Here is a 26,911-nt window from a genome sequence, read left to right on the forward strand (position 1 = left end):
CGCAACCAACGCGCCAAACCGAAAACGTCATTCGCCACCGGCTCCAAGATCCGCCACCCGGATTACCCGTTCAAGGCTGCGTGACGAGGCACTAGTCCGCGGTGCTCGCGAGAAATGGTACCCGGAGCATGCGGAGGGAGACCGCTAGGAAGAGAGGCGGCGGGAAAGGCAGCGAGATCCCTGATGCAGGCCATACCCGAACGTCAGCCGACAGTGCCTGCCACCTGATCGTTGACGCGGGTTGTCAAGAGCTCGCACGAGCCGACAGCTAGAAACCGTATCCTCCAGCGAGTGTCGGCTGAGTCTTCGGCAGATTGCACACTTTAAGCGTGATACGAGCAGGAAATCCGCCTAGTTGTCTGGCTTGGCTACATCTAAGGCAATCCGGCAACGTTCCATCCCGCGCCTACCTCGCTGCCTCAAACGGCACCGGATCTAAGCGAACGTGAGGGACCGACTTGGAAAGCGATTTAGGAAGCAGCCCTCACAAGTTCTCGTAGCCTCCGCTCTATCGCGCAGCACCAACGTCGAGGGTCGGCCCCGGTCGGGAGCCGACCCTCCGTCGTCTCCACCGGCACCCGGCCTAGGTCGCGCCGCGCTATGCCAATGGCAGAACGGGCACTCCGGCACCCACCCCGGCCCTAGGGTCTTCCGCAACAGCGGCCAGGTGCCGCCGGGTGAGGAGGCAGCGATGCGGATCGTCTTCGTGCACGGGGCGTGCGTACGCGACGGGGCGTGGTGGTGGTCCCGGGTCGACGCGCTGCTCGCGGCCGGCGGGACGGCGAGCGTCGCGGTACGCCTACCGAGCTGCGGCGAACTGCCGGACGCGAGCCGACCGGCAGGGCTGGACGACGACGTCGAGGAAACCCGTCGGGTGCTGCGCGACGCCGGGCCGGTGATCCTCGTCGGCCACTCCTACGGTGGGGTGGTCGCCACTGCGGCGGCCGACGCCGGGGACGTCCGGCACCTCGTCTACGTCAGCTCGTTCCTGCCCGACGTGGGTGAGTCCCTGGCCGATCTCGGGCCCGCCGGACCCGCGCCCCACCTGGAGTTCTTCCCCGACGGCACGTTCGCGGCCCGGCCCGAGCTGGTCCCGCCGCTGTTCCTGCACGAATGTGACCCGGCGGCGGTGGAGGGCGCCATGGCCCGGCTGGTTCGGCAGGACGCCGCCGTGCTCACCACCCCGGTCCGCTACGCGGGCTGGCGGTCGACCCCGTCGACGGCGGTGGTCTGCGCCGGGGACCGGGCCACCCCGCCGGAGGTGCAGCGCGCCCAGGCGGCTCGGGCGGGGCGGACGGTGGAGCTACCGACCGGGCACCATCCGATGCTCTCCCACCCGGAACTGCTCGTCGGCCTACTGCGGGAGATCGCCGCCGAACACGACTGACGACGTATGCGCGGGACGCCAGAGGGGTCTGAGCGGTGCGTGTCCCTTACGGTCGAACGGTGAAGCGACCGCGCTTGTACGGACCGGGCGAACTGGCCGCCCTGTTCAACGTGTCGCGGCAACGGGTCCTACAGATCACCCGCCGACCCGGCTTCCCCGAACCACTCGCCCGCCTGATCGGCACCACGGTCTGGGACGCGGACGAGGTGGACGAGTGGGCACGCCACCACCGCCCGCCCCGCCCACCTGCGGAAGACGACGAGTAGCCGCCCGACCCGTCGGGCAGGGCAGCAGCAACACCGGCATGCCTCCCACCGCGAACCCCGGTACGGTGCGGGCACTCGCGGCGGCTCCGGATCCGTCGTACACATGTGCTATCCACAGGGTGTGGATGGCGGGGGGATCGGATGAGTTACGAGCTCAGCGCGGTCGTCGCGGATGTCGAGCTGCTGCGGGAGCAGACCGCCGACCTGGATCACGCGGTGCTGGCGGCGCTGCGGCAGGATTTCGCGCTGCTGCCGGTGACCCCGCAGTTGGTCGAGGAGCTGACCGGTGCGCTGCCGGATTTCCACCCTGAGGAGCCGACCGCCGAGCAGCCGTTCGAGCTGGTGATCTCGCCGGCTCTGGGTGGGCTGTTGGACCGCTGGTCGCGGCGGGGGCCGGTGGCCTACCTGGAGGCGGAGTTCGCCGGGGGGCTCGGTCGGCAGGCGTCGGCGGTGTGGCTCGGCGGCCGGTTGAGCTGGGGTCCCCGCTTCGACTCGACCTTCACGCTGCCGCGCGGGGAGTGGCCGATCAACGCGGCGCTGGCCCGGCTCGGTGTGGAGCCCGGCCGGTGGCTCGACCCGTTCGCCGAGTTGGGCCTGCACCTGGAACGGCACACCGCCGGCTGGTTGGCGCACGGCCGGCGCGGGCTGACCGCCGACTACTGGGACGAGCTGGCCGAGGAATGGGAAGAGCAGCAATTCCCGGCTGACCAGCAACCTGAACGCCCCGGTCCCGTTGGGGACTGGGGGATTCCATGAAATTGCGACAATTTGCCGTTCTTGCGGTGTTACTGGTGGCTGCCTCGGCGTCGGGCAGCGGCACCCATCCGTCGGGGCCCGACATTCCGGCCCGGCCGATCGGGGCCAGCCAGGTGGTCGGGCTGCACGGCCTGGCCGGGGCCGAGTTCGGTGCCAGCGAGACCGAGCTGACCCGACGCGGGGTGCTGCGCGCCGACGCCTGCGGCATGACGCTGGCCGGGCACGGCACGGCCAGCCCGATCTTCGTCGACGACCGGCTGGTGCTGCTCTGGCTCGACGACCCGATGAGCACCCCGGAGGGGATCACCGTCGGCACTCCCGTCGCCGAGGTGTTGAGCCGCTACCCGTCGTCCGTCCGGCTGCACGCGCCACCACGGACGTACCGCTTCGACGGGCTGCTGGCCCGCGACGGCGACCGGGGCTACCTCTTCCTGCACGACGGCACGGCCGTCCGGGAGATCATCGCCGGGTACGCCGACTGGGCCCGCCGCCTCTTCGACGAGGGTCACAGCCCCTGCTGAACTCCGACCGCGACGTGGATTGTCCGCGACCGGCCCCGATGAGAACATCTCCTGGCCACGCGGTCGGCGTCGGCAGCACACGGGGGATCGATGTCACGTACCGTCCTGTCCCGCCCGGTGATCCGGGCCGGGAAGTCACTGCCACGCCTCGCGCTGGCCGCCCTGCTCGTCCCGGCCCTGGCCGTCGGCCCGATCGCCGCAGGTGACGGGGCACCGATCCCGGCTGCGGCGGTCGGTACGTCAGACAGCGGGGCGACCCACCCGCCGGCACCCGCCACATCGGACCTTCCGTCGCCGGCCCCCACGGGCCGGGAGACGCTGGCCGCCGGATCCGGCCGGAACACACCGGCCCGGGACGTGCCGTTTCCCGCAGCGGAGCAGATCCCGCCGCACCTGGCGACGACCCCGGCCCCCGGTACGCAGGCCGCCGGGCTGAGCACCGGACAGCCACGTACCCGGTCCACCACCATTGTCCGGCCGGCCAAGCCGCCCCGCTCCCGCTGCGGCGGCGGTCTGCCCCTCGGCAGGGTCGTCACCTGCACCGCGATCGTCGACCAGGCGCAGGACGTCTGGACCGTCACCACCACCGCCGACGACGACCTGCTGCTGATCCAGCTCGGGCGGGGCTCCGGGCCGGACTTCGTCGGCGGCCGGGTCACCGATGCCACCGGTCGCGAGCTGTGCCGGCTCGGCGTGGACGCGAACCGCTGCGTGGTCGGTGCCGCCGGGGCGTACCGGATCACCCTGCGGTTGCCGTACTCGACCGGGCGGGGCGACTACACGATCGCGGCCGAGTCGACGCGTACCCCGTCGAGCTGCGGGCAGTTGCCGGCGGACCTGTTCGACTTCGGGTCGCCCGGAAGCACGGTGACGTTGCCGGCCGGAGCGGCGGCCCGGTGTCACCTGTTCGACCAGCCGCGCGGCGCGCTGCTGCGGTTCGCCGACCCGGGCGGTCCGCGCGACATCCGGGGGCTGATCCTCGACGGGCAGTTCGGAACGCTCTGCGAGTTGAGCTACGGCGGCGGTGACTGCTGGCTCGAACAGCCGGGCCCCTACCGGCTGCTGAGCTGGGAGCAGTACGGCAAGGAGGGCACCCACCTGGTCAAGGCCCGGCGGCTGTCCGACCCGGCGGGCTGCCAGAGCCTGCCGCTCGCCCCGTACGGCGACCCGGGCAGCGCCGTGAACAGTGGCGTTACCCCGGCCGGCGAGACGACCTGCCACACCTTCGGCACCGACGCGGCCCGGCCGCTGCTCGTCCGCGCCGTCAGCCTCGACGCCACCAGCTTCGACTGGCAGGTGCTGGATGCCACGGGCGCTCAGGTCTGCGCCCGGGAGGGCATCCCGGTCTGCACCGTGCCGGCCGCCGGCCGGTACACCCTGCTGGTCAGCAGTCCCCTCTACGCCGACCGGCCCCACCGGTACGAGGTGGCGCTGAACCCGCTCGACCGGGCCGACGGATGCGCGCCGAACACCGGCTACGTCCCCTGGGACCAACCGGCCCTCCAGGTACACCAGCTCGCCCGGGTACAGACCGACTGCCATCCCTTCACCGGCCGGGCAGGTGAACGGGTCATCGTGTCCGGCGCACGCTGGACGATGGACAGCGGTGGCGAACGGATCTGCACTGAGCCTTCCGACCAGGTCGGCTGCGTGCTCCCGGCCGACGGCGACTACCGGGTGATCTCCTACCGGGAGTGGACCGGGAACACCCCCGAGACGTACCCGCTGGCCATCAGGCGGATCTCCGACCCGGTGGGCTGCCCCACGGTCCGGCCCGGCAGCTACGGCACGGCACCCACCGGCGCCCCGGCCCCGGTGGCGTGCCGGATCCTGGACGTCCCGGCCGCCGGGGTCTACCGGGTGACCGCCCTGGACAGCTACAACGTGACCGCGTTCGCCCGGGTCCTCGACACCGCCGGCCGAACGGTCTGCGCCCAGGTCCGCTGCCCGCTGCCCGCCGGCCGGCACACCCTGCTGGCCAGCAGAGACGCCACCAGCACCACCGAGTTCGCGGTGTCCCTGCTGCCGCTGCGGCCGACCGGGTGCACACCCGTCTCCGACGCCGGCTGGGCCGCCCCGCCGCACCGGGGCCGGATCGACACCTCGGGCCAGATCGACTGCCTGGTCCTGCCCACCCCGTCCGGGGCGTCGATCGCCACGCTGCTGCCTGTCGACGCCGCGCTGAACGTCGACATCGTGGACGCGGACGGCGAGGCGGAGTGCAGCCTCTGGTGGTACACCTGGCACGGCTGCGTACTGGACGGCCCGGCACCGCACTCGGCGCTGCTCACCGGGCACACCTTCGTGACGCAGCTGGCGTACACGGTGGGCTTCGCCCGGACCGACGCGCCGGCCTGCCCGACGCTGCCCCGGGACACCACGGACACCACCGTGACCACCGGCCCGGACCGCCTCGCGGCCTGCTTCACCGTCCCGGCCGACCAGCACGCCGCCCGGCAGACCCTCACCTGGGCGCGCACCGCCGGCACAGGCCGGGCCAGGCTGACCGTCTTTGACGGGACGGGCCGGTCGACGTGCGGGACGGACCGCGCCGCCCAGGGCACCGTCACCTGCGCGCTGCCTCCCGGCCCGGTCACCGTGCTGCTGGACACCGACGGCAACACCGCCACCTACCGGCTGAGCCACCGGAACGCCGGCACCTCCTGACCCGGTCGCGGGCCAGCCCCGACCAGGGGCCGGCCCGGCCCGGCAAACGTGGAACGCCCGGTGCGATCCTCACGGATCACACCGGGCGTTCTCGCTGTTCACGAGCGGTGGCGGCGGGATTTGAACCCGCGGAGGGCGTAAACCCTCACACGCTTTCGAGGCGTGCTCCTTAGGCCACTCGGACACGCCACCGCCGACGAGGGTACAGGAACCCGGGTTCGGATGCCGCACCGGTATCGCTCCGGCCGGCCTGGCAGGATCTTTGCCATGAGTACGCACATCGGCGCGAAGCCGGGCGAGATCGCCGAGCGGGTCCTGATGCCGGGCGACCCGCTGCGGGCCAAGTGGATCGCGGAGACCTACCTCGAGGACGCCACGTGCTACTCGACGGTGCGGGGCATGTTGGGCTTCACCGGGCGGTGGAACGGCGTCGAGGTCTCCGTCCAGGGGTCCGGCATGGGGATGCCGTCCGCCTCCATCTACGCCCACGAGCTGATCAACGAGTACGGCGCGAAGACCCTGATCCGGGTCGGCTCCTGCGGTGCGCTCACCGAGGACCTGCAACTGCGGGACGTGATCGCGGCGATCGGGTCGTCGACGGACTCGAACATGAACCGGATGCGCTTCGACGGGTTGATCGACTACGCCCCGGTGGCCGACTTCGGGCTGCTGCGTACCTCGGTGGAGGTGGCCGAGCGGCGCGGCGTCACCATGCACGTCGGGCCGATCCTCGCCGCCGACGCCTTCTACACCGACCGCCCCGACCTGTACGACACCCTCGCCGACTACGGGGTGCTGGCGGTGGAGATGGAGTCGGCCGCGCTCTACACGATCGCCGCCCGGTTCAAGGCCCGCGCCCTGACCCTGCTGACGGTCAGCGACCACATCAAGACCGGCGCGAAGACCACCGCCCAGGAGCGTGAGCAGACCTTCGGCCAGATGGTCGAGATCGCCCTGGACACCGTCGCCGTCTCCTGACCCGCCGCCCGACGGCTCGCAAGTGGGCCGATGTTGCGGTCTCCACGCCCCGGGACACCGCAACATCGGCCCCGTCGCCCCCAACCCGACCCGCCCCGGCCCCGACCCGTCGGCCCGGCCCCGGGGTCAGCGGAAGAAGGCGCGCAGGACGGCGGCGTTCTCGGTCTCCAGGACCCCGGCGTACACCTCGGGGCGGTGGTTGAGCCGGCGGTCGCGCAGGACGTCCCAGAGCGAGCCGGCGGCACCGGTCTTGGGTTCCCAGGCACCGAAGACGACCGTCGAGATCCGGGCCAGCACCAGTGCGCCCGCACACATCGTGCACGGCTCCAGGGTGACCACCAGCGTGCAGCCGTCCAGCCGCCACCGGCCCGACCGCGCGGCGGCCCGGCGCAGCGCCAGCACCTCGGCGTGGGCGGTCGGGTCGCCGGTCAGCTCCCGTTCGTTGCGGCCGACGGCCAGTTCGGTGCCGTCCGGGCCGTAGACCACCGCCCCCACCGGCACGTCCCCCACCACCCCGTCGGGTCCGGCGCAAGCGTCGGCGGCGGGCAGGTCCGGGCCGGTGACGGCGATCTCCAACGCGCGGCGCATCCACCGTTCGTGCCGCTGCCGGCGACCGGCGGAATCCGGCCCGGCCAGTCCCTCGTGGGCCCCCGGGCCGACCCGCCCGGCCGCGCCGGGCGTGGGCTGACCCGGCCGTACGGTGCCCAGGGCGGGATCGGTGGCGTCGAGCGGCCCGGCGGCACCGGGCGAACCCGGGCCGCCTCCGGCCCCGGACGACCCTGCCGTGGCGTCGCCGACGTGCGGAGGGTCAGACCTCACGCAGCTCTTCGACCTCGTCGGCGCAGCCGAGCACCTGGCAGACCTCGGCGGTCACGTCGGCGGGGAGCATGCCCTCGTGGGCGCAGAGCTTGAGCAGACGTTGGGCGGAGATGCCCAGGTCGGCGAGGATGTCGGCGTCACCGACCGGGTCCGCTTCGGGGTCCACGACCGGCTGTTCGCTCTCCTCGTCGCCGCTGGTGGTGGCCGACGGCGGTTCGTCGACGTCGTCGAGGCCGGTGACCGAGGTCTTGAGGTCGCCGACGAGCAGCGCGCCGAGGCGGGACTCCTCCGCGTACGCCGAGTCGGAGCCGAAGACCCGCAGGTCCTCCCCCTCGTCGAGGCGCAGCAGCACCAGGTACGCGTCGTCGGCCTCGACGAAGAGCAGCGACACGTCGGCGTCCGGTTCGACGTCGCGCAGCCGGTCGGCGACCTCGTCGATGTCGGTGGCACCCCGCAGGTTCACCTCGGCGGCGTTCCAGCCGCCCTCTTCGCGCACCACGGCAGCAGCGAAGTACGACATGGTTCCCCCAAAAAAGACCTCGGCACAGCCGACCGTTACGCGTGCACGTTAACCGGTCGGGTCGGCAGCCGGCCGGTCAACGCCCCGAAGGGCGGGCCGATCCGGGAAAAGTTCGTCAGCCGGCGACGCGGCGACGGGTGGCGATGAGTTGGCGTAGCCGCTCGGTGCGTTCCCGCTGCGGCCGTTCACGCTGGCGTACCGCGCGGGCTCCCGCCAGCTCGGCGAGAATCTGGAGGCGGCGGCGGCTCCGCTCGGTGTCGAGCCGCGGGGTGTTCCAGGCCATACCGAAGAGCGTCCTCAGTCACAGCGGGTACGTCAAGATGGTGCGGCAAACGAAGCCGTGCAACGACGCAGAGTCACCACATCGGCCAGTCCGCGCTCGTCGCCCACCGCACCACGACGATCCCGAAGGCGATGCTCCAGCCGCCTGCGGTGACGATCGCGACGCCGGTGCCGGCACCCCGGTCGCCGTAGCGGACCAGGGCCAGCGCGGCGAGCCAGGCGAGCGCACCGGCGATCACCGTCCACCAGGCGTAGCTGGCGACGTCCCGGCCGAGCAGGCCGAAGAGCACCAGCCAGGCGGCGGCCAGCGCGCCGCCCGAGGCCACGGCGGCGCCGGTGACCGGGTGCGGTTCCCGCCAGGTCGGTCGTCGGGGCGGCCCGGAGGGAAACAGACCCGAGGCGGCGTACGGGACGTGACCCCCGACGGGGCCGGGCTGGTGGTTCGTCGTCACTGCGCTCCCCCTGGCGGCCGGGACGGATCCCGCAGCATCCGGCCCCGGGGCTGCCGGCCGTAACGGGCCGGCCGCCCGCGTCGGGGAGCCGACGGGTGGCCACCCTGTCGGCCGGGTGCTGCTGGCGGTGCGACCTCCACGGTAGCCGTCTGTCAGGATGTCCGAATGTCCCTGCTGCGGCCCGACCGACGTCGCACCCGTCCGGCGTACCCCGTGCTGCTGGTCGTGGCGGCGGTGCTGGCCGGCTGCGGGACGGACCAGCCGGCCGCACCCCCGGTCTGGGACGCTCCGACGGCGGTGGCGACGGGCGACCAGCCGGCGACCCCGACGGGCCCGGCCGGCACCCCCTCGGGCACCTCCGGCCCGTCCGCGTCGCCGTCGGCCACCCCGGACCCGGCCGCCCTGCGCCGGGTCTTTCCGGTACGCGCGGGCAACGTCGCCTACCACCCGACGCACTCGGGTTACCCGGGCACCGACATCTTCGCCGACTGCGGTGAGCCGGTGGTGGCGGTGACCGACGGGACGGTCCTGGAGGTGAGCCGGGTGGACCGGTTCGACAAGAAAGGGCCGTTGGGGCCGTACAACGGTGGCCTGTCGGTGTCGTTGCTGGGCGACGACGGGGTGCGGTACTACGGGTCGCACCTGAGCAGGATCAGCGCGGGGATCGAGGCGGGGGTCCGGGTGTCCGCCGGCCGGCAGCTCGGCGAGGTGGGCCGGACGGGGAACGCGAACAACGTCTGTCACCTGCACTTCGGGTTGTCGCCGAAGTGCACCGGGCACGACGACTGGTGGATCCGGCGGGGTGTGGTGTGGCCGGCGAAGTACCTGGACTCCTGGCGGGGCAAGGGCAACCGGTCGCCGGTGGCGGCGGTGACCGCGTGGGAACGTGAGCACGGTTGCCCCCGTGCGCCGCGTGGCTCGTCCGGGGCGGGCTGACCAGCGTCGACGGTCGCGTCATCGGTCGTACGCATTGACGTAGGTATTACTCGTCGGTTAACGTCCCGAGGTGAGAGAGCGCTCTCTCGAATCACTAACCTCCCGAATTCCGACGTACCGCGTGCAGGTGGTCGTTCCGGCGACCCCGCGCGGAGGAGGCACGATGACACCTCCCGTCCCCCGGCGCCGCGCCCCCTGGGTGCTCGCCGCCACCACCGCGCTGACCGTCCTCGTCGGCGGCCTCACCCTCACCACCGCCGGCACCCCCGCCGAGGCCGCCACCGTCGGCGCCGGCAGCTACACCACCGACCCGGTCGGCCCGCTGCCCACCGGCTGCGGCACCCTGTCCACCAACCCCCGCCAGTTCGCCACCGCCAACGCCCCCGCCGGGCCGGTGCCCACCAACGACTGGTGGTCGTCGCTGCTGTGGAAGAAGACGAACTGCTCCTACAGCGAACCGCTACACGCCCACCCGGTGTCCTACCAGCCGTTCAGCGACGGGCTCGGCTTCTCGGCGCCGTCGACCGCCACCGTCAGCGGCACCGCGACCGGGGTGGGCGAGTTCAAGTACACCTACACCGAGGACATCCGGGTCGGCGTGGCCGCGCTCGGCGCACCGGTGGTCAAGGTCGACGACTGGTCCGACTGGACGGTCACCCCGTACTGGAGTGACGGGTCGCGGACCCTGCGCGCCACCATCGGCCACGGGCTGCCGTTCGCCTACTTCCAGGCCAGCGGCGGCGACGCCCAGATCAACCCGACCGGCGGCGCGGCCACCGTCTGGTCCAACAGCGGCGGCACCATCGGCTTCACCGTCCGGGGCCACGACTACGTCGGGTACGCCCCGACCGGAGCGACCTGGACCGTCGCCAACGGACGGATCAGCTCCACCCTGGCCGGCAAGGGTTACTTCTCGATCGCCCTGCTGCCGCCCACCGCCGACGCCACCGCCCGCGCCACCCTCGCCACCAGCTACGGCCGGTACGCCCACGCGCACGTCACCGGCACCCGGGTCGGCTACACCTACGACCCGGCGACCAGCGCGGTGAACACCACCTACTCGTTCACCACCACCGCCCGGGAGGGCACCGCCACCCAGACCGTGGTCAGCCTCTACCCGCACCAGTGGAAGGCGCTCGCCGGCAGCACCCCGCTCACCCAGACCTACCCGTCGGCGCGCGGCCGGATGAAGGTGCTGACCGGGGTGGCCTCCTTCCGCACCACGATGACGTTCCACGGCGTCCTGCCCGAGGTGCCCGCCGTGGCCACCGGCTCCGGCACCGACCTGGCCCAGCTCAAGGAGCAGCTCGCCGCCGTCCGGGGCAACCCGATGGACCAGCGTGGCGGCGACACCTACTGGACCGGCAAGGGTCTCGGCCGGGCCGCCCGGATCGCCGAGATCGCCGACCAGGTCGGCGACACCGAGACCCGCAACGCGGCGCTGGCCGCCATCCGCAGCACCCTGACCGACTGGTTCACCGCCACCCCGGGCAAGACCGCCAAGGTCTTCTACTACGACCGCAACTGGGGCACCCTGATCGGCTACCCGGCGTCGTACGGGTCCGACCAGGAACTCAACGACCACCACTTCCACTACGGGTACTTCATCGCGGCGGCGGCGACGCTCGCCAAGTTCGACCCGACGTGGGCCACCCAGAACCAGTACGGCGGCATGGTCGACCTGCTCATCCGGGACGCCAACAACTACCAGCGCTCCGACACCCGCTTCCCCTACCTGCGGGACTTCGACATCTACGCCGGGCACGACTGGGCCGCCGGGCACGGCTCGTTCAACGCCGGCAACAACCAGGAGTCCTCGTCCGAGGGGATGAACTTCGCCAACGCCCTCATCCAGTGGGGGCAGGCCACCGGCAACACCGCCGTCCGGGACGCGGGCGTGTTCATCTACACCACCCAGGCCGCCGCCATCCAGGAGTACTGGTTCGACGTCGACGACGAGAACTACCCGGCCGCGTTCGGGCACTCCACCGTCGGCATGGTCTGGGGCGACGGCGGGGCGTACGCGACCTGGTTCAGCGCCGAACCGGAGATGATCCAGGGCATCAACATGCTCCCCGTCACCGGCGGGCACCTCTACCTCGGCTACCGGCCGGCCTACAACCGGACCAACTACGCCGAACTGGTCCGCAACAACGGCGGCGAACCCACCGTGTGGCAGGACATCCTCTGGCAGTTCCTCGCCCTCGGTGACCCGGACGCGGCACTGGCCAAGCTGCGCGCCAACCCCGGCTACACCCCGGAGGAGGGCGAGAGCCGGGCACACACCTTCCACTGGATCCGCAACCTCGCCGCGCTCGGCCAGGTCGACACCACGGTCACCGCCAGCCACCCGCTGGCCGCCGTGTTCAGCCGCAACGGCGCACGCACCTATGTGGCCAGCAACATCACCGCCGCACCGCTGACCGTACGGTTCTCCGACGGGACCAGTCTCACCGTGGCCGCCGGGAAGACCGCCACCACCGGGGCGTACACCTGGAGCGGCGGCAACGCGGCGGGCGGCACCAACCCGAGCCCGACGCCGACCACGTCCCCGACGACGTCGCCCACCCCCACCCCCACCCCGACCGGGCCGTCGCCGACCCCGACCAGCCCGACCCCGCCGCCGACCACTCCGCCGCCCGGCTCGCCGACCCGGTTCCTGCTGCCCGGTGGCGGGCTCGGTTCCGCCGGCAACGCGGCGACGACCACCGTCGCCGGCTCCGGGGGCGCCAACCACGACGGCACCCCCAGCAACCCGGTGGTGTTCACCGCGACCCGGCTCAACCTCGCCTACACCGGGGGCCAGACCGGGTTCGACCTGTTCCTCGACGCCGGCCAGTCGGTCGGCAACGGGGTGCAGGCCCGGGTCTCCTACGACCTGACCGGGGACGGCACCTTCGACCGGGTGGAGACCTACCGGTACTTCGCCACCGACCCGGTGCCCGGCTACGAGCACTACACGCAGAATGCCGGCCTGCACTCGGCCACCGGCACGCTGGGCAACCTGTCCGGCGGCACGGTCAAGGTGGAGGTCTGGTCGGCGATCGGCGTCAACCCGTCCACCCTCGGCACCGGCAACCAGTCGGTGGTGAAGCTGCCGTACTCCTGATCCGGTCCCCGTTGTCCACACCCCGCGCCGCCGGTCGTCCCCCGACCGGCGGCGCGGGCGCGTAGGTTGCCATCCATGAGCGCCAGAGACCCCGTCGCCGACCTGCGGCGGATCGCGTTCCTGCTGGAACGGGCCAACGAGGCCACCTACCGGGTACGCGCGTTCCGCAGCGCGGCGACCGCCCTGGCCGCGCTGCCGGCGGCGGAGTTGGCCGAGCGGACCCGGGCCGGAACCCTCACCGACCTGCCCGGGGTCGGCGACGTCACCGCCCGCTGCGTCACCGAGTCGTTGGCCGGCGAGGAACCGGTCTACCTGCGCCGGCTGGTCGCCACCGAGGGCGTCGACCTCGACGAGGCGGCCGCCGCGTTGCGGGCCGCGCTGCGCGGCGACTGCCACACCCACTCGGACTGGTCCGACGGCGGGTCACCGATCGAGGAGATGGCGCTCGCCGCCGTCGAACTCGGCCACGAGTACGTGGTGCTGACCGACCACTCGCCCCGGCTCACGGTGGCCCGGGGCCTCACCGCCGACCGGCTGCGCCGGCAACTCGACCACGTGGCGGCGGTCAACGCGGCGCTGCCCGAGGGGTTCCGCATCCTCACCGGGATCGAGGTGGACATCCTCGCCGACGGCACCCTCGACCAGGACGAGGAGCTGCTGGCCCGGCTCGACGTGGTGGTCGGCTCGGTGCACAGCGGGCTGCGCGACGAGCGGGCCCGGATGACCCGCCGGATGCTCACCGCGATCGCCAACCCGCACCTGGACATCCTCGGCCACTGCACCGGGCGGATGGTGTCGTCCCGGCCCGCCGGGGTGACCGGCCCGGGTGACAAGGGGCACCGGGCGCGGACCCGCGCCGAGAGCGACTTCGACGCGGACGCGGTCTTCGCCGCCTGCGCCGAACACGACGTGGCCGTCGAGATCAACTCCCGGCCGGAGCGGCAGGACCCACCGAAGCGGCTGATCCGCCGCGCCCTGGAGGCCGGCTGCCGGTTCGCCATCGACACCGACGCGCACGCCCCCGGGCAGCTCGACTGGCAGCGGTACGGCTGCGAACGGGCGGCGTTGTGCGGCGTACCCGCCGACCGGGTGGTCAACACCTGGCCGGCGGACCGCCTGCTCGACTGGGCCCGTAGCCGCACCTGACCCGGCACCCCACCGCGAGCCCGCCGGGCCGCGCCAGGAACCCCGACGGCCCCGCCTCGTTGATCGACCGGAGGTGGCGTGGTTGAGATCGTCGACGGGCAGTACGGGACCGGTGCCGCAGCTGGCCGGTGGTTGGACCGTACGGCGGGCGGAGCGGCACCTGCCGGTCGGCGCGCTGGCCGGCACCCGGCACGAGTGCGTCGACGGCCGGCTGGTGGTCACCCCGTTCCCGCCGGCCGTCGAGAGTGTCGCGACGGCCACCCTGGCCAGCGCCTTCGTCCCGGCGGCCGAGGCAACGGGGCGACACGTGCTCGGCCGGGTCAACCTGACCTTCACCGCGTCGTGCTGGATCCAGCCGGACGTCACCGTCCTGCACACCCTGCCGGCCGGCGACGAGCAGGAACGCTGGGTGCCGGCGACCCTGTGCACGATGGCGGTGGAGTTCGTCCGGCGCGGCACCCGACGCGACCCGGTCGACCGGTTACGCCGCTGCGCGGCCGCCGGGGTGCCCTGGTTCCTCCGGGTGGAGCTGGACCGGCGGCCCCACCGGATGACCGCGACCCTGCTCCGCCGGGACGACGGCGGCTACCCGGTCGTCGGCCGGGCGGTCGGCCACCAGCGGCTGCGTACCCGGTTGCCCTTCCCGATCGACTTCGCTCCGGCCCGCCTGCTGCCCCGCCCCTGACCGGCGGTCGCCGCAACCCGACAGCCGGGTCCGGCAAACGCGCTCGACAACCGGACCCGCTGGTCACGTAGGGTCGCAGCGTGGGACGAATCGATGACCTCGCGAACCGGTACGTGGCTGACTGGGCGCCACTGAGCCCGACCGGTGCCACCTATGTCGGCATCGCCGGCTACGACGACCAACTCGACGACCTCTCGCCCGCAGGCTACGAGGCACGGGCCGAGCTGACCCGGCGCACCCTCGCCGACCTGGACGTGACCGAGCCGGAGTCCGAGGCGGAACGGACCGCCAAGGAGGCGATGCAGGAGCGCCTGGGGCTGGAGCTGGCCCGGCACGACGCGGGTGAGATCACCAGCGAGGTGAACGTCATCGCCAGTGGCCTGCACGAGATCCGGATGGTCTTCGACCTGATGCCCACCGAGGGTGAACAGGGCCGGGCCGCCGTCGCCGCCCGGCTCAACCGCTTCGCCGCCACGTTGGAGGGTTACAAGACCACGCTGCGTGAGGCCGCCGCCGCCGGGCGGGTCAGCTCCAAGGTGCAGCTGACCGAGGTGGCCAAGCAGTGCGACATCTGGACCGACCCGCACGGCGACAACTTCTTCCACGGGCTGGTGCAGCGGCTGGACGCCGACGGCACGCTCGGTGCCGAGCTGCGCCGGGGCGCTGCGGCGGCAACCGCGGCCACCGTCGAGTTCGGCCAGTTCCTGCGCACCGAGCTGGTCCCGCGTGGGCGGGACAAGCAGGCCGCCGGCCGGGAACGCTACGAGCTGGCCTCGCAGTACTTCCTCGGCGCGAAGGTCGACCTGGACGAGACGTACGCCTGGGGTTTCGCGGAGCTGGGCCGGTTGGAGGCCGAGATGCGGACGGTGTCCGGCCGGATCGCCGGCCCGGGCGCGACCATCGACGAGGCGGTGGCTGTGCTGGACGCCGACCCGGCCCGGACCATCCAGGGCAAGGAGGCGTTCCGGGACTGGATGCAGGCGCTGGCCGACAAGGCGATCGGTGAGCTGCACGGCACCCACTTCGACATCCCCGAGCAGGTCCGTCGGATCGAGTGCTGCCTCGCCCCGACCAGCGACGGGGCGATCTACTACACCGGGCCGAGCGAGGACTTCTCCCGCCCGGGGCGGATGTGGTGGGCGGTGCCGCAGGGCGTCACCGACTTCTCCACCTGGCGCGAGGTGACCACGGTCTACCACGAGGGTGTTCCCGGGCACCACCTCCAGGTCGCGCAGACCGCCGTCCGGGCGGAGCTGCTCAACCGCTGGCAGCGGCTGCTGTGCTGGGTCTCCGGCCACGGCGAGGGCTGGGCGCTGTACTCGGAGCGGCTGATGGACGAGCTGGGCTACCTGGAGGACCCGGGCGACAAGCTCGGCATGCTCGACGGGCAGGCGTTCCGGGCGGCCCGGGTGATCATCGACATCGGGATGCACCTGGAGCTGGAGATCCCCCGGGACAACCCGTTCGGCTTCCACCCGGGCGAGCGGTGGACGCCGGAGCTGGGCTGGGAGTTCATGCGTTCGCACTGCCGGGTGCCGGAGGAGAACCTCCGCTTCGAGCTGAACCGCTACCTGGGCTGGCCGGGGCAGGCACCGTCGTACAAGGTGGGCGAGCGGATCTGGCTCCAGGCCCGGGAGGACGCGAAGGCCCGCAAGGGTGCCGACTTCGACCTCAAGGAGTTCCACCGGCAGGCGCTCGACCTGGGCGCACTCGGGCTCGATCCGCTGCGCCGGGCGCTGGCCCGCCTCTGAACTGCGCGCACCGGGCGCTGGCCGGCGTCGAACCGCGCCGCCGGCCAGGTGGGGACGCCCAGCGGGTGAGACGGATGGTCGGGGGCGGGCGAGGGCCCGCCCCCGACGCACCGTGGGGGTGGAGTAAGGCTCAGGAGAGGCTCGACGCCAGCGCCGGTCGGGCGGTCAGCATGTCTGGAGTCGACGAACGCCAGGTCGATCGGTTCTGCACGGATTCCTCCTCGGCTGGTGCCCGGTCGCGGGAGCCGGTCGCGCCGCGGAGCAGGCCGGACGAACTGTTACCGACGGGTAATGAGGGTGCGCCTGATGGTGCACCACCGAGGCGTGGCCCACAAGACCCTGCCTACCGACCGGTAACCACCGGCCGCCGGGAGAGACGGTCACCCTCACGCTGGGTACCGCCAGCCCACCGGAGACGTGGGGCGTCAATGCCGCGAAGCCCTTCGAATCGGGCACCCGCATCACCCTCAGTTGCCCAACCATCGGCAAGTTACGATTTCACAACGGGCACGGGCACCGGTGCCGGCGAGACCCGGCGGGCGGGCCGGAAACCCGACCCGCCCGCCGACCGGTGATCAGCTCAGTGCTTGCCGACCTCGTCCTCGGCCCGCCAGTTCGTCGACGCGGGTGGGATCTCGTCGCTGAGCGGGCCACCCTGGCGCACCGCAGCCGGCTGCTCGACCCGGGTCGACGCATCCCGCACCGACCCCCCGGTCGGGGCCCCGTCCGGCCGACGCCGCGCCTCGGCCACCGGCGCGCGCCGCCCGGACACCATCAGCCAGAGCCCCAGCAGCAGCAGAACGGCACCCAGGGCGGCCAGCCCGATCGGCAGGGTACGACCGATCAGCTGGAGCTTGTCCCGGGTCACGCCGGCCGACTTCACGCTGTTGGCGATGGTGGCCTCGTCATAGACGAAGTCCGCGTCCAGCAGGGTCACCGGGCTGCCCTGGTTGGGCACGAAGTTCTTGCGCTGCTGCTCGCGTACCTTGACGAAGTTGCCGCTGACCGGCTCGATCCAGATCGTCCGGGTGTTGCTATAGGTGACCTTTCCGGTGGTCGCGCCCGGGGCCAGCGCACCGGCCAGCGCGGTCAGCGAGCCCGCCGGGGTGACCAGGTCGGTCTCCGGGATCTGCTGCACGTACCGGTACGCCTCGGTGCCGTTGATCTGCTCGGTGCCGTCGAAGGCGATCGGCAGCCCCTTGCGCAGGTCCCGGTCGAAGAAGGTGTGGTCCCTGCGCTCGGCACGGAACGGGAACTTGTAGGTCTGCCCGGCGAAGGTCACCGAGTCGTCGGTGCCGCCCGGACCGTCGGTGTCCAGGTACTGCTTGTCCCAGTCCCGGGCGGCGGCGCTCACCCGGTCCAGGGCGAACTCGGCCGCGTACTTGCTGACGTCGGAGCCGTTGTCGGTGCGTACGACGGTGCCGTAGACGTCCCAGACGACCGCCTCGCCCTGCAGGTCACCGGTCATCTCCTTCTCGGTCGTCGCCGCCTGCGGCACCACCTCGGTGGTGGCCTTGAGCTGACCGGTCTGGATCGTCGGCTTCCCGTTGAGCACCTGCATGTAGGTGGCGTTCTCGGCGATCGCGACGCTCGCCCGCAGGCAACCGTCCGGCATGCCGTCCGCGTTGCAGAACGTCAGGTCGTACGGCAGCTTCGTCACCGACGGCGCCACGTAGTACGCGGTGCCCGCGGCGACCACGAGCGACAGCACGCCGATGCCGAACAGCGCGGCACCCAGGCGAGTCTTCACTGGTCCTCCCCTAACAAAGACGGTCAGCCGGTTACCGGCGGAAGATCGAAGATGTAAAACTTGGCCGCACGTTACTCCCGAGTCACATAGCCCCGCGACCCTCTGGACGGTTGATGTCTGCCCCGATTCCCGATCAGGTCCTGCGGCGGCTGCCCGCGCTCGACGCCGTCCGGGTGATCGGAGCACTCGCCGTGGTGGGGCACCACGTCGGTTTCGCCACCGGGCGCAACACCGGCGACACCGCCGTCGGGGCCTGGCTGTCCCGGCTCGACGTGGGGGTCGCGGTCTTCTTCGTCCTCTCCGGTTTCCTGCTGTTCCGGCCGTACGCGCACGCGCGGGCGACGGGTCAGCAGCCCCCGGGCACCGGCCGCTACCTGTGGCGGCGGGCCACCCGGATCCTGCCCGCCTACTGGGTGGCGGTGGTGGTCTGCCTGCTGGTGCTGCCGCAGAACCGGCCGGCGTCGACAGGTGACTGGCTGCGGCACCTCACGCTGACCCAGATCTACCAGCACGGTCAGCTCCGGCACGGGATCAGCCAGACCTGGAGCCTGGCCACCGAGGTCACGTTCTATCTGCTGCTGCCGGTGCTGGCGGTCCTCCTGCTCGGCCGGCGACGACCGACACCAGGCCCGCCGGCGTCGGCCCACCCGGACGGGGTGCTGCGGATCGCGGTGGCCGCGACGGTGGTGACCGGGGGTTGGGTGGCGTTGATGGGTGCGGGCGTACTCAGCCTCGGCCTGCACACCATGTGGCTGCCCTCGTACGCCGGCTGGTTCGGTGCCGGGATGGCCCTGGCCGGCGCGCAGGTCGCGTTGCGCACCGGCCCGGGCGGGCGCTGGCGCTTCCTGGACGACCTGGGCCGGGCCCCGCTGGCCTGCTGGACGATCGCCCTGGGCGCGTTGGCCGTCGCCACCACCCCGGTCACCGGCCCCCGGGACCTTGCCGAGCCGACCGCCGGCCAGTTCGCCACCAAGCTGGTGCTCTACCTGGTGGTCGCGGTGCTGCTGATCGTGCCGGTGGCGTTCGGGCCGCAGACCCGCACCAAGGGCGTCTTCGACAGCATCGTCGGCCGGTGGTTGGGTCGGGTGTCGTACGGGCTGTTCCTCTGGCACCCGTTGGTGCTGGAGGGGATCTACCTGGTCGACGGCCGGCCCGAGTTCACCGGTGACCCGCTCGGCACGTTCCTCCTCACCGTCGCCGGTGGGCTGGTCCTCGCGGCGGTCAGCTACTACGCGGTGGAGCGCCCCTTCCAGCGCTGGGGTGGGCGGTGGCCGCGTCGGCGCAGCACCAGCGACAGCCAGAGCAGGGTGGCGGTGGCGACCGCGGCCAACTGAGGCAGCCAGGCGGTGTGCCCACCCCGGGTCGCCGCCCACCAGCCGGCCACCGCGAAACACGCCACCGGCAGCCAGCGCACGGTCGCCCGGCGCAGCCGGTGCATACCCCGCCGGTCCGGCGGGTGCAGGTGCGGCTCCAGGGCCCGCCCGGCCAGCACCACGACCACCACCGCCAGTGCCACCCCGACCGCCGCCGGCCCGCCGAACAGCAGCAACGCCCCACCACCGACGAGCGCGGCGAGCACCCGTCCGCGCCTGCGCCGCACCACCGCCACCATCCCCGGGGTACGCCGTGCCGGCAGCACCGCCAGCAGGGCGACCCCGGTCAGCAGCACCGCCCCGGCCCCGAGCGCCGCCACGTACCCCCGGTCCGGGGCGAAGTGGAGCGTCACCGCACCGGCGACGTCGGCCGGCACCAGCCAACCCTGCTGCCAGCCGTCCACCACGAACGGGGTGAGGGTCCGGCCGGCTGCGGTGGCCACCCAGCCCGCGTTGGCGTTCTCCCGCAGCGCCAGCACCCGCTGGCCGGGGTAGCTCTCCAGGCGCAGCACCCGCCGGGTGGCCGACCACTCGTCGACCCGCAGCACCGTCCGGGTCGCCCCGGGTTGTCGGGGTCCGTTCGTCGCGTCGCCGGCCCCGGGTGCCGCCGTACCGCCACCGTCCGTGCCGGCGATCCCCGACCCACCGGTCGTCGCCGGGCGGGCGGAGGTCCCGCCGGCTGGGGCGTCCGTCGGGGTGAGGGCGAGCCGGGTGGGTACGGTCAGCCGGGTCCCCGCCGCCACCACCCGGTTCTCCCCGGCGGTCAGCCGCAGCGGCGTCTTCGCGGCCGGACCGCAGAGCACCGCCGGCACCTCGCGCAGTTCCACCAGGTCCCGCCGGCTGGCGACCAGCGCGGTCCGGCGTTGCCCACCGGCCACGGTCACCGTCGGGCCGGTGCCGCAGGGCAGGGTCACCCGCTTCGCGGGGTCCGCCGGGGTGGCCGGGCCGTCCGGCAGCACGGTCAGCTCACCCACCCCCACCGGCAGGCCCTGCGTCACCCGCCCGTACGGGTCGTACGACGCCACCGGCACCACGTCGGCGATCAGCACGGTCAGGTCGTCGCTGCGCATCGGCCGGTCGAACAGCAGCGTGCCGCCCTCGTCGAGCACCCCGCCGCGCATCCCCTCGTCGCCGAGCACGGTGACCCGCCAGGGGCGGGCCGCCGCCGCACCGGGTGGCAGGGTGATCCGCAGCCCGGTGACGGTACGCGCCTTCGGCCAGGTCAACCGCAGCCATGGTTGCCGGTCGGCGTCGGCGGCGTACCAGATGGTCGCGGGGTTCCCGTCGACCACCGCGCCGGGGCGGGCGGTCGGGTGGGACACGCCGACGGTCGAGGCGGCCACGGTCGGGGTGACCCCGGTGGTGACCGCCGCCGCCCCACCGGGGTCGAGCAGCGCGTTGAGCGCCCCGCCGGGCCGGGGCCGGGCCCACAGCGCGACCCGGTAGTCCGTGCCGACCGGCAGCTGCACGGTGCGGTCGATCCGGTCGCTGTCCTCGGAGGCGCGGGCCATCGCCCCGGCGCAGAGCGGCCGGCCCTCGTCGAAGACGCACGCCGGGGTAGCCGGGGCGGCCCCGAACACCATCGTTGCCGGCCGGTCGGTGGCCGGTGGGACCGGCACCACCAGGGTCCGGGCGGCCTCGACACCGGGGATGACGAGTTCGGCGACGCCCACCCCACCGAAGCCGGCCCGGACGTCGAAGACCTCCTCGACGGTGACCCGGACGAACCGGGTGGGGTAGCCGTCGGGCAGGGTCACCTCCACGCTCTGCCCGGCGGTCTGCACGGTGGCCTGCTGCCGGCCGGCGGTCACGGTGATCCTGGTGGGCAGCGAATCGGCCCCGGTGTCGAAGGTGATCCGCACCTGCCGCACGACCTGCGGCCGGTCCAGCTCCACCTCGAACCACTGCCCCGGCGCGCGGGTCCCCGGGGCGGACCGCCACGACGTGCTCAGGTCACCGTCGACCGCCGCGTACGGCTGGTGTTCGGGGCGGCCACCGCCCAGCGGCTGCGCCTGCGACCAGGAGCTGGACGCGGACACCCCGCCGATGCCGAGGTAGCGCACCACGGTGGACTCCCCCTCGGCCCACGGCGGCAGGTAGTCCCGGGCCGGGGCGTCGAGCTGGGGGCGGTCCCGGGCGGTCATGGTGGCCGAGGCGTTGTCGTGCTGCTGCCCGAAGGCCACCTCCCGGCGGCGCAACCCGTCGGTGAGCGTCACCTGTGACGCGGCCAGCCCGGCCGGGCGGTCCCCGGCGAGCACGGTGGGCGCGGCGGAGAGCCGGCCGGCGGCGGCCAGCGGCAGCAGCGACTCGGGGCCGCCGACGACAGTGGTCAGGTCGGCGGCGTCGTACGCGACGACCTGGTCGACGGGGCGGCGGACCTCGTACACCTCCAGGGCCCGGACCCCGACGTCCAGTCCCCGGTCGACGACGTTGCCGGGCAGCCGGCCCCCGCCGACCTCGGGGCCGAACCCGCGCACCGGTTCGATGCCGGGGGAACGCAGCAGCGCCTGCCGGACCACCACCGGCCGGACGGCGCCGCTGTGGCCGTAGTCGAGGTCGGAGCGCAGCAGCAGGTACTTCACCCCGGAGCGGGCGAGCAGGTCGGCGAGGCCGGCGGAGCCCTGCCCGTCGGCCAGCGCCGACTCGACGGTGTCCAGCAGCCGGATCGTGCCGGGCGGGGTGAGCGGCACCGAACTGCGCACCGCCCACGGCCGGTTCGACAACGGCTGGGTGATCTCGTCGCTGGGGCTGCCCCACAGGTAGCGGGGGAAGCGGGCGGCCGGCACCACCAGCACCCGGTCGTCGCCGACGGCCCGGTCCAGCCAGTTCGACGCCTGCTGCCAGTAGCCGGGTACCCCGGTGAAGCTGCCCGGGGCGGCCAGCCCGCCGCCGAGCGCGGGCGCGGCCACCGCGGCGACCGCGACCAGGGCGGTGCCGGTGACCAGGCCGGCACGCAGCCGCACCGGCTGGAGCGGCCGGGGCAGCAGAGCGGCCAGTTCGGGCCGGTCGCCGGTGCGGGCGGCCCGCAGCACCAGCCCGACCAGGTGGGCCAGGCCGAGGATGAGCGGCAGCCGGAGCACCACGTCGAACTTGTGCACATTGCGCAGCGGCGCACCCGCCGCGTCGAGGAAGGTCCGCTGGGTCTGCGCGCCGAACCCGTCGAGCTGGCCGAGGTGCCCGAGCCCGACCAGGGCCAGCCCGACCAGCAGGCCGGTGACCAGGAACCGCCGGTGCGGCATGCCCCGGCGGGCCAGCCCGGCGATGCCCAGCCCGGCGACCACCAGGGTGGCGACCACCAGGGGTCGTTCGGTGGCGAGCCGCCAACCCGCCGTCCACGGCGGCCCGTACGCGCCGTTGAGGTAGGCGTGCCAGTGCGAGGCGCCCCGCAGCACGGTGGTGGCGTCGGTGGGGGTGGTGGTCACCGGCGCGGTCTCGATGTAGTCGAGGAAGGGCGGGCTGTACCGGCCGAGCAGCAACAACGGCACCAGCCACCAGGCGGTCGCCGCGCCCACCGCGAGCCCCCAGGCGAACAGCGCCTTCACCCGCAGACGCATCGGATGCAGGCCGAGCAGCCAGAGCGCGGCCAGCGGCACCACGGCCAGCACGGCGGTCGCATTGACCCCACCGGCGCACGCCACCACCAAGGCCGACCTGGTGACCGCCCGGCGCAGCGGCACCCCGTCGGCCAGCCCGACCAGCGGGACGAGCACCCACGGGGCGAGCGCACTGGGCCACGCCTCCACCGAGATCGGGCCGAGTTCGGTGAGCAGCCGGGGGGAGAGCGCGAAGGCGGCCCCGGCGAGCAACCGGGCCCACGGGGTGCCGACGTGCAGCCGCTCGGCGAGCCGGACGACGCCGACGCAGGCCACCGTCAGCAGCAACGCCCACCACAGCCGCTGCACCACCCAGGCCGGTACGGCGAGCAGCTTGCCGAGCAGGAAGAACGGTCCCATCGGCCAGAGGTAGCCGTACGCCTGATTCTGCAACTGCCCGAAGGTGCCGTCGGGGTCCCAGACGTGCAGGGCCCGGGTCAGCCATCCGGCCGGATCGATGGCCAGGTCGACCTTGGTGTCGATGGCGATCAGGCCGGGGTCCTGGAGGAAAGCCAGTGCGGACAAAGCCAGACACACCGCGACCAACCGCACACGCCACACCGTGCTGGATGTGTCGTCCGGCCCGTCGGCCGCCCCCGGACGGCCCGGCGACTGCTGCATCTCGCCTCCGATCGGGCATTGCGACGTGCGTGACGCAGCCCATAGTGTGACGCGACCGCGAAGACTACTCGGCAGTAGGAGTTGAGTGTTGGACGCACCCGCTGCCGCCACCACCAGGCACGTACTGTTCCTCAACTGGCGGGACACCCGGAATCCGGAGGGCGGCGGCTCGGAGGTGTACGTCGAGCGGATCGCCGGGGAACTCGTCCGGCACGGCCACCGGGCCACCCTGCTCTGCGCCACCCACCCCGCCGGCCCCGCCGAGGAGACCACCCCCGACGGCGTACGGGTGCTGCGGCGCGGCGGCCGGCACACCGTCTACCTCCGGGCCGCCCTGGCGTACCTGGCCGGCGCGCTCGGCTTCGGCCCGCTGAGCCGCCGCCACGGCGGTCGACCCGACCTGATCGTCGACGTCGGCAACGGCCTGCCCTTCCTGTCCGCCCTCTACGCCCGCCGGCCGGTCATCGCGCTGGTGCACCACGTGCACCGGGAGCAGTGGCCGGTGGTGCTCGGCCCGAGCCTGGCCCGGTTCGGCTGGTGGGTGGAGTCCTGGCTCGCCCCCCGGGTCTACCGCCGCTGCCGGTACGTCACCGTCTCCGCCGCCACCCGTGACGAGCTGGCCACCCTCGGCATCGACCCGGCCCGGGTCGACATCGTGCACAACGGCACCCCCGACATGACCGTCGGCCCGGTGCCCCGCTCGCCGGAACCGTCGCTGGTGGTGCTCGGCCGGCTGGTCCCGCACAAGCAGGTCGAGGTGGCCCTGGCCACCCTCGCCGCGCTCGGTGACGAACTGCCCGGCCTGACCCTGACGATCGCCGGGCAGGGCTGGTGGGAGGCGCAGCTGCGGCACACCGCCGCCGAGCTGGGCCTCACCGACCGGGTCCGGTTCACCGGCTTCGTCTCCGACGCCGACAAGCGGCACCTGCTCGCCTCGGCCTGGGTGGCGCTCACCCCGTCGCTCAAGGAGGGCTGGGGGCTCACCATCGTCGAGGCCGGCGCGGTCGGCACCCCGACGGTGGCGTTCCGGGGTGCGGGTGGGGTCGAGGAGTCCCTGGTCGACGGGGAGACCGGCCTGCTCGCCGAGGACGTCGACGACTTCGTGGCCAAGGTGCGGCTGCTGCTGACCGACGACGGCTACCGGGCCACCATGGGCACGGCGGCCCGCGTCCACGCCGCCCGGTTCACCTGGCCGGTCTCGGGAAAGAAGTTCGCGGCCCTCGTCACGAGGGCCGCGAACGGTACGACAGGATCGTCGGTCGAGCAGCAGGCTCCGGCGGGATCGCCGGCAGGGCAGTCAGGGCCGGCAGGGTCACCGGTCGGGCGATCGGGTCCGGCGGTGCCGCCGGTCGGGCGGACGGATCCGGCAGGGTCACCGGTCGCGCAGGTGGAACAGTCCTACTTGGTGCCGTAGACCAGCGGCTGGTTGGCACCACCGTTGCCGCCGCCGGACTCGGTGCGGGCGGCCTGCTCGGCCTTCGCCGCCTCGGCCGCCGACGTACCGGTCAGCGTGGTGGCCAACGCCACCGTGCCGAAGGCACCCAGAGCGATCGCGGCTACCGCGACCAGAACCAACGAGAGAGCACTGCGCATGGTGCTGTTTTCCTCCTCGTGAGCTGCGTGCGCGGCACGTTACCACCAAGTAGCCCACACCGGGAGAGTCGCGCGGGTGATCACCACCGGCCCGCCGGGCGGCCCGGAGCACCGGTGGCCGGACCTCGGCCCGCACCCGCCCATTGTCGGTGTCGACGGCCGCCCCGCCGCCCACCCGGGACGGCTGACCGCTCCGGTCAGCGCCCGGCCGGATTCTCATAGAGGGTGAGGTCCACACCGGCATACACCTCGCGCAACCCGACCAGCGCCGCCGGGTCGACCCGCTGGCCGTCGACCGTCCGCTGCACCACCACCCAGCGCACCCCGGTCGCGGCGACCGGGCCACCGGCGGCCAGCACCCGTCCCACCTCGGCGGCACGCGGGTTCTCCCCCCGCACCCCGGTCGCGCCCACCCAGAGGGTGTCGTCCACCAGCACGTCGGCGTCGACGTAGCGGGGCAGCGGGTCCAGCACCGTCCGGCCGTCGTTCCACGGGTACGCCCGGTAGGCCCCGAACGGCAGCGACAGCACCTCCCCGGACCGGCCGTCGAGCCGGCGGGCCACCGCGTCCCAGTCCGCCGGGTACGCCACCGGGCGCAGCCGGCCCGCCGCACCGAACGCCAGATCGGGCAGCACCACCACGGGCAGCAGCAGCACGGCGACGAGCAACGCCCGCGCGCCACCGGTCGCCCCCCGGGCGGCGACCCGGTCGGCCAGTCGTTCCGCGCCGAGCGCCCCGGCCACCACCAGCAGCAGCGCGTACGGGATGAGGAACTTCTGCCCGTCGCGCAGCACCCCGGCCCCCGGCACCGACGCCACCGCCCACCCCAGCAGGGTGGAACCCCCCGGCAGCACCCCCAGCAGGGCGGTCAGGAATCCGGCGGCGGCCAACCCGGCGACCCGGTCCGCCACCCCGACCGGCCAGCGTCCGCGCAACGTCCGGACGCCGTACCCCGCCAGCACCAGCAGCAGCGCCGTCGCCACCGGCGTCAACGGCGACGAGCGGCTCAGCGGGGTGGTCTGCCCGTTCCAGATCCCCCCGGTGCCGGCCAGCGCGCCGAACACCCCGCTCCAGTTCTCGGCCCGCGCCGCGAAAGCGGCCACCCCGGCCGGGTCGGTCCGGGCGTCCGCCGCGCTCAACCCGGCGACCACCAGCCACGGCAGGTTCAGCACCAGCAGCGCGCCGACGGCCACCGCGGTCGTCCGGGCGGCACCCCGTCGGGCGACCAGCACGGCGACCGTGACCAGGGCGATCAGGCCACCCGTCGGGGTCACCACGGCGGGCAGCGCGACCAGCAGCAGCCGGCGCAGCCCCCCTGGCCGGTGCACCCGGATCGCGGCGTCGACCAGCCACGGCAGCGCCCCGTACGCCAGCAGCAGCCCCCAGTGCCCGATCAGCAGCCGCTCCGCCAGGTACGGCGTCCAGGCGTATCCGACGGCGGCGACCACCCGCACGACCGGCTGCCCGGTGGGCACCAGCCGGCCGGCCCCGATCGCGGCGAGCAGCAGCACCCCGGCCAGCACCACCCGTTGCAGCAGCCATCCCGGCACCGCCTGGCTGGCCAGCGAAACCAGGGCGTCCAGCGGCACCGCCCGGGGCAGCGAGTCGACCGGCGCGACCAGTTCGGCCCGCCACGGCTGGTGGGGCACGAAGACCATGTCGTAGCTGAGCACATAGCCGGGCGCGGCCAGCGGAGCCAGCACCAG

The 26,911-nt window shown here is 73.4% G+C and carries 20 protein-coding genes, 1 tRNA gene and 2 pseudogenes; 14 read left to right on the plus strand and 9 right to left on the minus strand.

Translation table 11 applies throughout. The features are described from left to right. The 6 genes and pseudogenes from AB0B63_RS31255 to AB0B63_RS31280 form a co-directional block, all read left to right on the plus strand. Positions 1-84, plus strand: a pseudogene (locus AB0B63_RS31255) (transposase); the annotation flags it as partial. Positions 85-691: 607 nt separating this feature from the next. Next, on the plus strand, positions 692-1,387 hold the full coding sequence (locus AB0B63_RS31260; protein WP_357025410.1) for an alpha/beta hydrolase: 696 nt from the start codon (positions 692-694) through the stop codon (positions 1,385-1,387). Between the two features lie 59 nt (positions 1,388-1,446). Then, entirely contained in the window at positions 1,447-1,653 is a 207-nt protein-coding gene (locus tag AB0B63_RS31265; RefSeq protein WP_088646531.1) for a hypothetical protein, read from the plus strand. A 141-nt stretch (positions 1,654-1,794) separates the two neighbouring features. After that, a complete protein-coding gene (locus tag AB0B63_RS31270; RefSeq protein ID WP_208570822.1) occupies positions 1,795-2,409 on the plus strand; it encodes a hypothetical protein in 615 nt (204 codons plus the stop codon). After that, positions 2,406-2,930 (plus strand): hypothetical protein, encoded by a 525-nt coding sequence (locus AB0B63_RS31275; protein WP_357025414.1) that lies wholly within the window; start codon positions 2,406-2,408, stop codon positions 2,928-2,930. Before AB0B63_RS31270 ends, AB0B63_RS31275 begins: the two co-directional genes overlap by 4 nt. A gap of 90 nt (positions 2,931-3,020) precedes the next feature. Continuing rightward, a complete protein-coding gene (locus AB0B63_RS31280; protein ID WP_357025417.1) occupies positions 3,021-5,597 on the plus strand; it encodes a hypothetical protein in 2,577 nt (858 codons plus the stop codon). A gap of 105 nt (positions 5,598-5,702) precedes the next feature. Here the strand turns inward: AB0B63_RS31280 and AB0B63_RS31285 are convergent. Continuing rightward, positions 5,703-5,789, minus strand: a tRNA-Ser gene (locus tag AB0B63_RS31285). Between the two features lie 75 nt (positions 5,790-5,864). Here AB0B63_RS31285 and deoD point away from each other — a divergent pair. Then, on the plus strand, positions 5,865-6,575 hold the full coding sequence (deoD, locus tag AB0B63_RS31290; RefSeq protein WP_357025420.1) for a purine-nucleoside phosphorylase: 711 nt from the start codon (positions 5,865-5,867) through the stop codon (positions 6,573-6,575). A 126-nt stretch (positions 6,576-6,701) separates the two neighbouring features. Here deoD and AB0B63_RS31295 read toward each other — a convergent pair whose 3' ends face one another. From AB0B63_RS31295 to AB0B63_RS31310, 4 genes are all read right to left on the minus strand, one after another. After that, complete coding sequence (locus AB0B63_RS31295) at positions 6,702-7,163, minus strand: nucleoside deaminase (protein ID WP_088646555.1); 462 nt, start codon at positions 7,161-7,163, stop codon at positions 6,702-6,704. A 220-nt stretch (positions 7,164-7,383) separates the two neighbouring features. Continuing rightward, the gene (locus tag AB0B63_RS31300) at positions 7,384-7,914 is read right to left on the minus strand and encodes a tRNA adenosine deaminase-associated protein (protein ID WP_208570818.1); all 531 of its coding nucleotides are present in this window, start codon (positions 7,912-7,914) and stop codon (positions 7,384-7,386) included. A gap of 115 nt (positions 7,915-8,029) precedes the next feature. Next, positions 8,030-8,197, minus strand: a complete 168-nt coding sequence (locus AB0B63_RS31305; RefSeq protein WP_208570817.1) for a hypothetical protein — start codon at positions 8,195-8,197, stop codon at positions 8,030-8,032. 73 nt (positions 8,198-8,270) lie between these two features. Further along, complete coding sequence (locus tag AB0B63_RS31310) at positions 8,271-8,648, minus strand: hypothetical protein (RefSeq protein ID WP_357025424.1); 378 nt, start codon at positions 8,646-8,648, stop codon at positions 8,271-8,273. Positions 8,649-8,813: 165 nt separating this feature from the next. On the opposite strand from AB0B63_RS31310, the gene AB0B63_RS31315 reads away from it, so the two are divergent. From AB0B63_RS31315 to AB0B63_RS31335, 5 genes are all read left to right on the plus strand, one after another. Then, the gene (locus AB0B63_RS31315) at positions 8,814-9,584 is read left to right on the plus strand and encodes a peptidoglycan DD-metalloendopeptidase family protein (RefSeq protein ID WP_357025427.1); all 771 of its coding nucleotides are present in this window, start codon (positions 8,814-8,816) and stop codon (positions 9,582-9,584) included. Between the two features lie 163 nt (positions 9,585-9,747). Then, positions 9,748-12,693, plus strand: a complete 2,946-nt coding sequence (locus AB0B63_RS31320) for a glycosyl hydrolase (RefSeq protein WP_357025430.1) — start codon at positions 9,748-9,750, stop codon at positions 12,691-12,693. Between the two features lie 75 nt (positions 12,694-12,768). Then, positions 12,769-13,839 (plus strand): PHP domain-containing protein, encoded by a 1,071-nt coding sequence (locus tag AB0B63_RS31325; RefSeq protein ID WP_357025433.1) that lies wholly within the window; start codon positions 12,769-12,771, stop codon positions 13,837-13,839. Between the two features lie 82 nt (positions 13,840-13,921). Then, on the plus strand, positions 13,922-14,524 hold the full coding sequence (locus AB0B63_RS31330) for a Uma2 family endonuclease (RefSeq protein ID WP_208570812.1): 603 nt from the start codon (positions 13,922-13,924) through the stop codon (positions 14,522-14,524). An 80-nt stretch (positions 14,525-14,604) separates the two neighbouring features. Beyond that, on the plus strand, positions 14,605-16,275 hold the full coding sequence (locus AB0B63_RS31335; protein WP_357025437.1) for a DUF885 domain-containing protein: 1,671 nt from the start codon (positions 14,605-14,607) through the stop codon (positions 16,273-16,275). A 580-nt stretch (positions 16,276-16,855) separates the two neighbouring features. Here the strand turns inward: AB0B63_RS31335 and AB0B63_RS31340 are convergent. Further along, positions 16,856-18,025: a DUF3068 domain-containing protein gene (locus AB0B63_RS31340; RefSeq protein ID WP_357025440.1), complete on the minus strand. Its 1,170-nt coding sequence runs from the start codon at positions 18,023-18,025 to the stop codon at positions 16,856-16,858. Positions 18,026-18,138: 113 nt separating this feature from the next. Here AB0B63_RS31340 and AB0B63_RS31345 point away from each other — a divergent pair, with 113 nt between their 5' ends. Further along, positions 18,139-19,359, plus strand: coding sequence for an acyltransferase (locus AB0B63_RS31345; protein WP_357025443.1), 1,221 nt, complete (start codon positions 18,139-18,141; stop codon positions 19,357-19,359). On the opposite strand, the gene AB0B63_RS31350 is transcribed toward AB0B63_RS31345, so the two are convergent. Next, a complete protein-coding gene (locus AB0B63_RS31350) occupies positions 19,254-23,516 on the minus strand; it encodes an alpha-(1->3)-arabinofuranosyltransferase (RefSeq protein WP_357025445.1) in 4,263 nt (1,420 codons plus the stop codon). The genes AB0B63_RS31345 and AB0B63_RS31350 overlap by 106 nt on opposite strands. A gap of 184 nt (positions 23,517-23,700) precedes the next feature. Between AB0B63_RS31350 and AB0B63_RS31355 the strand changes: the two are divergent. Further along, positions 23,701-24,837: pseudogene (locus AB0B63_RS31355) on the plus strand (glycosyltransferase family 4 protein); the annotation flags it as partial. 173 nt (positions 24,838-25,010) lie between these two features. Here the strand turns inward: AB0B63_RS31355 and AB0B63_RS31360 are convergent. Together AB0B63_RS31360 and AB0B63_RS31365 are read right to left on the minus strand one after the other, a co-directional pair. After that, positions 25,011-25,205 (minus strand): hypothetical protein, encoded by a 195-nt coding sequence (locus tag AB0B63_RS31360; protein ID WP_208570806.1) that lies wholly within the window; start codon positions 25,203-25,205, stop codon positions 25,011-25,013. A gap of 197 nt (positions 25,206-25,402) precedes the next feature. Further along, positions 25,403-26,908, minus strand: coding sequence for a hypothetical protein (locus AB0B63_RS31365; protein ID WP_357025449.1), 1,506 nt, complete (start codon positions 26,906-26,908; stop codon positions 25,403-25,405). Positions 26,909-26,911 lie beyond the last annotated feature (3 nt).

It is taken from the genome of Micromonospora sp. NPDC049081, from assembly GCF_040648835.1.
Taxonomy (GTDB): domain Bacteria; phylum Actinomycetota; class Actinomycetes; order Mycobacteriales; family Micromonosporaceae; genus Micromonospora; species Micromonospora antibiotica.

Bases quoted from the DNA above. Each gene is read 5' to 3' on its own strand.
- AB0B63_RS31260 (WP_357025410.1), top strand. From the start codon at position 692: ATGCGGATCGTCTTCGTGCACGGGGCGTGCGTACGCGACGGGGCGTGG.
- AB0B63_RS31270 (WP_208570822.1), top strand. From the start codon at position 1,795: ATGAGTTACGAGCTCAGCGCGGTCGTCGCGGATGTCGAGCTGCTGCGG.
- AB0B63_RS31275 (WP_357025414.1), top strand. From the start codon at position 2,406: ATGAAATTGCGACAATTTGCCGTTCTTGCGGTGTTACTGGTGGCTGCC.
- AB0B63_RS31280 (WP_357025417.1), top strand. From the start codon at position 3,021: ATGTCACGTACCGTCCTGTCCCGCCCGGTGATCCGGGCCGGGAAGTCA.
- deoD (WP_357025420.1), top strand. From the start codon at position 5,865: ATGAGTACGCACATCGGCGCGAAGCCGGGCGAGATCGCCGAGCGGGTC.
- AB0B63_RS31295 (WP_088646555.1), bottom strand. From the start codon at position 7,163: ATGCGCCGCGCGTTGGAGATCGCCGTCACCGGCCCGGACCTGCCCGCC.
- AB0B63_RS31300 (WP_208570818.1), bottom strand. From the start codon at position 7,914: ATGTCGTACTTCGCTGCTGCCGTGGTGCGCGAAGAGGGCGGCTGGAAC.
- AB0B63_RS31305 (WP_208570817.1), bottom strand. From the start codon at position 8,197: ATGGCCTGGAACACCCCGCGGCTCGACACCGAGCGGAGCCGCCGCCGC.
- AB0B63_RS31315 (WP_357025427.1), top strand. From the start codon at position 8,814: ATGTCCCTGCTGCGGCCCGACCGACGTCGCACCCGTCCGGCGTACCCC.
- AB0B63_RS31320 (WP_357025430.1), top strand. From the start codon at position 9,748: ATGACACCTCCCGTCCCCCGGCGCCGCGCCCCCTGGGTGCTCGCCGCC.
- AB0B63_RS31325 (WP_357025433.1), top strand. From the start codon at position 12,769: ATGAGCGCCAGAGACCCCGTCGCCGACCTGCGGCGGATCGCGTTCCTG.
- AB0B63_RS31345 (WP_357025443.1), top strand. From the start codon at position 18,139: ATGTCTGCCCCGATTCCCGATCAGGTCCTGCGGCGGCTGCCCGCGCTC.
- AB0B63_RS31360 (WP_208570806.1), bottom strand. From the start codon at position 25,205: ATGCGCAGTGCTCTCTCGTTGGTTCTGGTCGCGGTAGCCGCGATCGCT.